Below are 8,192 nucleotides of genomic sequence, written 5' to 3'. Positions count from 1 at the left end.
AGATATCATGCCAAACGATTCTATTCAAGGCATGAAATTATGAGAAAAATCTGACACAGCATGTCGAATTACTAAGCAAAGACATGGTATCTGAGTCAAAATCAAAATCACTAACAACATGTCTGAACCACTATACAAAGCATGTGATACTTGCAAAAAATCTCCAAATCATGTCAGAAGCCTATGCACAAGGCATGAAAATCGAGAAAAATCTCTCGCAGCATGCTATAGCCAGGTAAATCTTTATGTTTTCAATATCCCAAGTCTCGAGCTGCTTCAATTTCATACGCCCCTACTGTTCTCGGAATCAGAGCCAGAGGCCCTTATACCTAGCCACACCGCAGGTGCTTGCCATTGACGGGTTCTGAGGAAAACGCTACAATGCTGAATCCGACGGTGAGATAAAATCTACTGTTCCCATCATCCTCACCGTCGGCTTGCAGACCAAGGCGTTTTACTCAGGCTCAGTCAATGGTGGCGTATGCACTGCAACCTTTATTGGCACTGCTTTCGAAGTAGAAGTTACTTCTTTCTTCCTGATTCGATGAGTTCCTTTTCAAAGGCCTCAGGATTTTTCAGATAGTAATCCTGGTGATACTCTTCTGCTTCATAGAAGTTTTTATAAGGCAACAGTTCAACGAAGGTTTCCTTACCTGAATCTGCTGCTATTTTGTCAAGTTTGGACTTGGCAATAGCCTTTTCCTCTTCATCACCATAGAAGATTGCCAGAGTATAAGAAAATCCCTTGTCGATAAACTGTCCCTCAGCATCAAATGGATCTACATTTGCAAAATAAATATCCAGTAACTTATCATATGATACCTTCTCAGGATCATATACAAGCTTTATGGTTTCACGATGGCCAGTCTCCTGATGCTTAACCTGCTCGTATGTTGGATTCTCTTCATCACCACCTGCGTAGCCGCAAATAACCTTATCAACGCCGTACATCTTATAGATAGGTGTCACGCACCAAAAACATCCCCCTGCAAAATATGCCTCTTTCATAATCTGAAATCCTTTCTAGTTTAATTAGAATGTCGCTTGCGATTCATTTTTCTATTACATAAAAAAATGGAGATATGGCTAAGCCATATCTCCAACAGTTTATACTATTTAAATTACTTTGCAAACAATGTTTTGAACTTTGTCTTAAGATCATACCACATTGGTGATGCAATAAAGATTGATGAATATGTACCACAAACAACACCAACCATAAGCGGAAGTGCAAATGCCTTAATATCTGCTACACCAAATACATAAAGGGCAGCTACAGTGAAGAATGTTGTTGCTGAAGTAAAGATACTTCTTGTAACTGTCTGAGCTACACTATTATTAACAAGCTCTGCCTCTTCTTTTCTGTTTGTTGCATTGTGAAGGTTCTCACGGATACGATCGAATGTAACGATTGTATCGTTGATTGAGTAACCGATGATTGTAAGGATTACAGCGATGAATGTATTACCAACTGAAAGTCTTGTAAGTGCATAAGCTGTAATTACAATAAGTGTATCGTGTGCAAGGGCGATGATAGCAGCTGCACCAAACTTGATATCCTTGAATCTGATCCAAATGTAGATAAGCATAAGGATAAGGGCTACAAGGAGAGCCTTGATGGCGCTTGATCTCATCTCACCACTGATTGTTGAACTGATTGTCTCAGCTGCAACATTATCAGCAGATACTCCGTAATTGCTCTCAAGTACATCCTCTACTGCCTCTCTCTGAGAAACATTAAGAGTTGATGTCTTAAAGATTACCTGATTTGTGCCAGATACTGTCTGAATCTGAATCTCATTGATTCCTGCAGCGCTCTTGATATCATTTGCTACTGTGCTCTCAAGCTCAGCAAGCTCATAAGATCTGTCAAAAGTAACTGTTGTTGATGTACCACCAACGAAGTCAAGGCTGTAGTTGAATGCACCCTTTCCTGCTGATGCGTTAACTGCCATTGTAATGATACCAACTACAAGTACTGCACATGAAACGAGATAGAATATTCTTCTCTTTCCAACGAAATCAAATTTCTTAACTGCCTTTGCCTTACCGTAGAGAACAGGATTCTCAAGTCCAAGACCATAAAGTATTGAAGTAATAAGTCTTGTAACTACAAGAGCTGTGAACATTGAAAGGATGATACCAAGCATAAGAGTCTCAGCAAATCCCTTGATTGAACCTGTTCCACCAATTCTAAGAACGATAGCTACGATAAGAGTTGTGATGTTACCATCAAGGATTGATGAAAGAGCCTTGTTGTAACCGTTCTTTCTAGCTTCATCAACTGTCTTGCCAACAGCAAGCTCTTCTTTGATTCTGGAGAAAACAAGTACGTTAGCATCAACCGCCATACCGATTGAAAGAATGATACCTGCTATACCAGGAAGAGTAAGTGTCATATCAAATGCGGAAAGAAGGAATACCATAAGTCCGCAGTAGAATGCAAGTGCAAGTGTAGCTGAAAAACCAAGGAGTCTGAAGAATATGATCATCAGAACTGCTATAAGAGCGAAGCCTACAGCTGCTGCAATAAGTGATGTTCTGATAGCATCTGAACCAAGCTGAGCACCTACAACATTTGATCTAAGTTCGTTAAGCTGAAGCTTAAGTCCACCGATTCTGATCATAGAAGCAAGGTTCTGAGCCTCTTCAAATGAGCTCATTCCAGTGATAACGGCCTTACCATCAGTAATCTCTGCCTGAACCTTAGGAACAGAAATGAACTGTCCATCATAGTAGATACCGATTGTCTCTCCAGCTGCATATGCCTTCTTGGTAGCCTCAGCAAATGCTGTCTTGCCCTCTTCTGTAAACTCAAGAGAAACAACAGGTTCCTGTGAACCATATGAATCCTGCTGAGCTGCAGCCTGAGCAACTGATACCTGATCACCTGAAAGAACTATAGAACCATCAGCCTGAAGCTCTTCAAGTGTCTTGTTGAGAACATAACCAAAAAGAATGTTGCCATCTTCATCAGTCTCAAGACTGCCTTCTGCTGTAAATCCTGAGTGGTATGTGTAGTTTTCATTGCCTTCTGCATCAGTCTGGGCAATAAAGTAAAGGTTACCGGGCTGTCCGAGATCCTCTAAGATTGCATTGGCATCTGAGACACCAGGAATCTCTATATTGATTCTGTTAGAACCTTCCTGATAAACAAGAGCCTCTGTGCTGTACTGATCTACACGCTGCTGAAGCTTGTAAATTGTATCAGACATATCCTCCTTATCAGGATTCTCATCTCCAACAACTTCATAAGTGATGCTGACACCACCTGCAAGATCAAGTCCTAAATTGATACTGGATAAAGAACCTGACTTGTCTTCACCAAGTCCGTACACTGCTGAATATCCAACTCCCCCCAGCAGTAACAGAACGATGATAAGCGCTAAAACTGACTTTAAGCGTTTCATTGTAATACATCCTCCCATATAGCTTATTAACTTATTCGGCCATAGCCGCCTTTATCATAATCGCACACTCGATACGCTTTCTCTGAAGCTCACAACCGTGCTTATATGTCGTATTGATATTGCCGTTGAAATTATAGGCGTTTGCAGCACATCCACCGCTGCAATAATATCTGGCAAAACATTTCTCACATTCAGGTCTTGAATAAACATTGCTCTTTTTGAATGTTTCCTGAATATCAGGTCTGGTAATACCTTCAAATACGTTACCCATGATGAAGTCTTCATTACCAACGAACTGATGGCAAGGATAAAGATCACCCCATGGTGTAACTCCCAAATACTCACATCCTGAACCACATCCCGAAAGTCTCTTGGCTACGCAAGGGCCACCCTCAAGATCGATGTTGAAGTGGAAGAAATTAAATCCCTTTCCTTCTTTCTGTCTCTCAAGATAGAACTTGGCAAGCTTGTCATACTCTTCGCAAAGCTTTGGAATGTCCTCATCCTTTAATGAGTACCAGTCCTCAGGTTTGGCAACTACAGGCTCAACAGAAATCTGCTTAAATCCAAGATCTGCAAGATGCTTAACATCCTCTGAGAAATCAAGATTATTATGAGTAAATGTTCCTCTTACAAAGTATCTGAGCTGATGACGGCTCTCTGCAACTTTCTGGAACTTAGGAACTATCTCATCATAGCTTCCCTGTCCGCCGCGCTTAGGACGCATTGCATCGTGAACTTCCTTACGTCCGTCAATAGAAAGGACAATATTGCCCATTTCCTTATTTACATACTCAAGGATCTCATCGTTTAAAAGAGTTCCGTTTGTTGTGATTGTGAAACGGAAATTCTTATTGTGTTCTTTTTCAATCTGGCGGCCGTACTCAACGATCTTTTTAACGACCTCCCAGTTCATAAGTGGCTCACCGCCAAAGAAATCTACTTCGAGATTTCTGCGATTTCCTGAATTCTTAACAAGGAAATCAAGTGCTGCCTTACCGACCTCTTCTGTCATGAGAGCTCTTCTTCCATGATACTCTCCCTCATCGGCAAAGCAATATTTACATCTGAGATTACAGTCATGTGCTATGTTAAGGCAAAGAGCCTTGATAACTGTCTCTCTGTTCTGGAATTCATCTACATAGTTCTCATATACATCATCAGTATAAAGAACCTGCGCAGCTCTGAGCTCTAAAAGCTCCTCTACTGCTTCTTTGATATCTTCTACAGAGTATTTGTCTGTTATCTCTGAAAGCTTTTTAACTTCATCAAACAGCCATCCAAAATCCTCTTTTGAAGCCTCTTCCTGTCCGTCTGAAACTGCTGCAGTACCATACTTGGCAGCAAGCTTCTCCTCTACAATATTTACTAAATCAAAAACAACATCATCAACAACGTGTACTGAACCGCTGTTAACATCCAGAACAATGTTATAACCGTTGTTCTTATAAGCGTGAATCATAAAATCTCCTAAAACTAAACTCTGCGAGTTGTGCAAAAACTAGGCAGCGGCCTCGGCCGCTGCCCGATAACTTAATCCTACAAAAACCAATATTCTTCCAGTTAGATTACTTGCTAAGCTGCTCGCAGCTCTGGTTTCCTACTGTGCAAGATGTCTTGCATGCTGACTGGCATGATGTCTGGCACTCGCCACATCCGCCCTTTTTCATTGACTCTTTAAGATTTCTTGTTACTAATGACTTTACGTGCTTCATAAATTGCCTCCTACTTGAAATGTGAACTGTTCCACTTTCGAGTTTTTACATCGACCTAGTATACCATATATTGGTAAATTATTAAAGTGTTTCTTTTTCATCCTCTTTTGCGACAGTATTAGCAGTTAACAGAACTTTGGTAATTCTGTTTCGCTTTATTCCACGGGCTGTTAGCGTAATTCCATTATCAAGTGTAACGGTCTCACCATACCCCGGTAATCTGTCAAGCTTTTCAATCATAAGTCCGCCTATGGAATCATAATCCTCTGAATCAAGTTCTGTTCCAAGAGCATCATTTATGTCGTCCAGCTTCATGTTTCCTTCAACGAGATACTTATTGCCGCCTACATGCCTTATGAGTTCTTCCTCGTCGGAATCATACTCATCTCTGATCTCACCTACGATTTCTTCAAGAAGATCCTCAAGCGTGATCATTCCGACTGTAGTTCCGTATTCTGATAAGACGAAAGCAACATTCTGGCTTCTTTCTCTCATTTCCATGAGAAGATCGGCAGTCTTTTTATACTCATAGGTATAATAAGCTTTTCTGAGACAGTCCTTTATCTTGAAATTGTCCTTATCCTGAATAAGCACCAGGTCTTTTACATTTATAAGTCCAATGATATTGTCCTGCTCTCCGCCTTCATAGACAGGGATTCTTGTGTACATATCCTCGCGGAAGACTCTCATTACCTCATTGTAATCAGCATCTGAGCTGACACAACACATATCGATCCTGGGTATCATAATGTCTTTTGCATGAGCATCACTGAAATCAAATACGTTGTAGATGATCTCTTTTTCTCCGGTTTCAATAACACCATCCTCATGGCTGACATCCACATAAGTCTTAAGCTCTGTCTCCGTCATAGTCTGCTTGTTCTTGGTATCAACCCTGAAGAGCCTTAGGATCAGTGTTGCAATACCGTTTATGATAAAGCTTATAGGATGTATTATGGCCATGATAAACAATATAACATTTACATACCACAGTGACATTTTCTCAGCATAGGCAGTCGCTACAGTTTTGGGAATGATCTCTCCAAATATAAGAACCACTAAAGTAAGTACACCGGTACCAATGCCTATCGCAAAGCTTCCAAATACATCCGTAACATAAACTGTCATCAAAGCAGATGCACTGAGGTTGACGATATTGTTACCAATCAGGATTGCAGACAATATTTTCTGAGTATCTTCACAAATTGAAAGAACTCTTTTTGCCCGCTTGTTCCCTTCGTCAGAAAGGGATTTCATTTTCACCTTGTTAACAGTCATAAAGGCTGTTTCAGCAGATGAAAAAAACGCAGATAACAAAACAAGTACAATTAATACTGCGAGCTGTATCGCGTGAGTGTCCAAAACTTCCTCCTATCAATCCAAATGAAATACCGGGTGAAGATCGATAGCTACAGGGCTATTGTCCGGATTGGTCTCCATAATGTCGGCCATAAAATCCCACCACTTGCGGTTGATAGCTGTATCAGCTCCTTTAGCCCAAAGTTCTTCATCCTCTATTTCGATATAGCCATAGAGAACATCTGTCTCTTCATCAAGGAATATGCTGTAGTTGCGTCCGCCATGCTCGTGGATCATTTCCTGCATCTCAGGCCACAACTCATTGTGTCTCTTCTCATACTCCTTTTCCATCCCCTTATAAAGCTTCATTTTAAAACCTTTTCTGATCATACCTTCTTACTCCCCTTTTATTCTCTTATTCATACAGCCAATGGCTGTTTTTAGCAAAAGACCTGTCAGTTAAGCGGATTGAGATAGAACTCCTTAACATCTTCGTAACCCTGCTCTGAAAGCTGCTGTTTCTGGAACTTTTTATTCTTGTTCATGCGAACAACAAGAACCTGATTGCCTTCAAGTCTTTCTTTCTGAGCTTCTGAGATGATCTCGGAAAGTCTCTCTCCCTTGATTCCTTTCTCGATGAGGTAAGCCTTTCTCTTTCCCTCCCCAGGGATCTTAAAGCCTTCATCCATCATGATCATGATGATACGCTCAAAACCGATTGAGAATCCACATGCAGGAGTATCCTGTCCAAGGAACTTTCCAACCATCTTGTCATATCGTCCGCCGCCACCGCAGCTTCCGCCGTACTGAGGCATTGATACTTCGAAAATAGTGCCGGTATAATAGGACATTCCTCTTACAAGTGTAGGATCAAATACCATTTCAAACTGAGCTGTCTTGGTAGCATCAACACTTGTGATGATCTCTTCAAGGCTCTCTCTTACCTCTGCGTCAAGGAAGTCACCTAATTTATCAGCGATTATCTTAAGACCTGAGATATCAGTCTTACCTTCAACACTTCTGAAAAGATCAAGATATTTGTCTATTGATGCTCTTTCAAAGCCCTCTTTTTCAAGTTCTTCGGAAACACCATCGATACCGATCTTGTCCATTTTGTCGAGAGTTATGAACACATCATCGTAGCTCTCTTCAGGGAATCCACTGTAAGCAGCCATAGCCTTAAGAATACGGCGCTCGTTTATTCTTATCTTAAAATCCTTGAATCCAAGTCTTCCAAGAGTTGTTGTTGTTGCAAGGATAAGCTCTATCTCAGCAAGATTGGTTGCTTCTCCGAGAATATCGATATCGCACTGCATGAACTGACGATATCTGCCCTTCTGTGGTCTGTCAGCTCTCCAAACGTTGCCCATCTGAAGTGCCTTAAATGGAGAAGGAAGTTCGCTTGCATGATTTGCATAAAAACGAACAAGAGGAACAGTAAGGTCATAGCGAAGACCTGAATCTGTAAGATCATTTTCCTCCTTGGCAGTTTCTAAATTCAGCTTTTCTCCTCTTTTCATAACTTTGAAGATAAGCTTTTCATTTTCTCCACCCTGCTTGCTGTTAAGATTGGCAAGTGATTCAACACAAGGTGTCTCTATAGAAGTAAAACCAAATTCTGCATAAGTCTTTTTTATAACCCCGATGCAGTAATCTCTAAGCTGCATTTCTGAAGGCAGAATATCCTTCATTCCGGTAACCGGTTTCTTAATAAGTGCCATAAATAACCATCCTTAATTCTTGAAATAAATAATAAACACGAAATATT

The 8,192-nt window shown here is 40.8% G+C and carries 7 protein-coding genes; all 7 read right to left on the bottom strand.

Annotation, left to right across the window (positions count from 1 at the left end; all coding sequences use genetic code 11):
• Positions 1-522: 522 nt before the first annotated feature.
• On the bottom strand, positions 523-1,008 hold the full coding sequence (gene msrA, locus G585_RS0103950) for a peptide-methionine (S)-S-oxide reductase MsrA (RefSeq protein WP_022773132.1): 486 nt from the start codon (positions 1,006-1,008) through the stop codon (positions 523-525).
• A gap of 113 nt (positions 1,009-1,121) precedes the next feature.
• A complete protein-coding gene (locus tag G585_RS0103945) occupies positions 1,122-3,410 on the bottom strand; it encodes a protein translocase subunit SecDF (RefSeq protein ID WP_022773131.1) in 2,289 nt (762 codons plus the stop codon).
• A gap of 31 nt (positions 3,411-3,441) precedes the next feature.
• On the bottom strand, positions 3,442-4,872 hold the full coding sequence (gene scfB / locus G585_RS0103940) for a thioether cross-link-forming SCIFF peptide maturase (protein ID WP_022773130.1): 1,431 nt from the start codon (positions 4,870-4,872) through the stop codon (positions 3,442-3,444).
• 106 nt (positions 4,873-4,978) lie between these two features.
• The gene (scfA, locus tag G585_RS17040) at positions 4,979-5,125 is read right to left on the bottom strand and encodes a six-cysteine ranthipeptide SCIFF (protein WP_013281386.1); all 147 of its coding nucleotides are present in this window, start codon (positions 5,123-5,125) and stop codon (positions 4,979-4,981) included.
• An 81-nt stretch (positions 5,126-5,206) separates the two neighbouring features.
• Positions 5,207-6,487 carry an HlyC/CorC family transporter gene (locus tag G585_RS17035; RefSeq protein ID WP_022773128.1) on the bottom strand — a complete coding sequence of 427 codons (1,281 nt, stop codon included), beginning with the start codon at positions 6,485-6,487 and terminating at the stop codon, positions 5,207-5,209.
• Between the two features lie 12 nt (positions 6,488-6,499).
• Complete coding sequence (rhaM, locus tag G585_RS0103925) at positions 6,500-6,814, bottom strand: L-rhamnose mutarotase (RefSeq protein WP_022773127.1); 315 nt, start codon at positions 6,812-6,814, stop codon at positions 6,500-6,502.
• A 65-nt stretch (positions 6,815-6,879) separates the two neighbouring features.
• On the bottom strand, positions 6,880-8,145 hold the full coding sequence (gene hisS, locus G585_RS0103920) for a histidine--tRNA ligase (RefSeq protein WP_022773125.1): 1,266 nt from the start codon (positions 8,143-8,145) through the stop codon (positions 6,880-6,882).
• Positions 8,146-8,192 lie beyond the last annotated feature (47 nt).

This window comes from Butyrivibrio sp. AE2015 (assembly GCF_000420825.1).
Lineage (GTDB): Bacteria > Bacillota > Clostridia > Lachnospirales > Lachnospiraceae > Butyrivibrio.
Note: the sequence above shows the minus strand (reverse complement) of the source record. Positions and strands in the feature narration are given on the sequence as shown.

Bases quoted from the DNA above. Each gene is read 5' to 3' on its own strand.
- rhaM (WP_022773127.1), bottom strand. From the start codon at position 6,814: ATGATCAGAAAAGGTTTTAAAATGAAGCTTTATAAGGGGATGGAAAAG.
- scfB (WP_022773130.1), bottom strand. From the start codon at position 4,872: ATGATTCACGCTTATAAGAACAACGGTTATAACATTGTTCTGGATGTT.
- hisS (WP_022773125.1), bottom strand. From the start codon at position 8,145: ATGGCACTTATTAAGAAACCGGTTACCGGAATGAAGGATATTCTGCCT.
- G585_RS0103945 (WP_022773131.1), bottom strand. From the start codon at position 3,410: ATGAAACGCTTAAAGTCAGTTTTAGCGCTTATCATCGTTCTGTTACTG.
- scfA (WP_013281386.1), bottom strand. From the start codon at position 5,125: ATGAAGCACGTAAAGTCATTAGTAACAAGAAATCTTAAAGAGTCAATG.
- msrA (WP_022773132.1), bottom strand. From the start codon at position 1,008: ATGAAAGAGGCATATTTTGCAGGGGGATGTTTTTGGTGCGTGACACCT.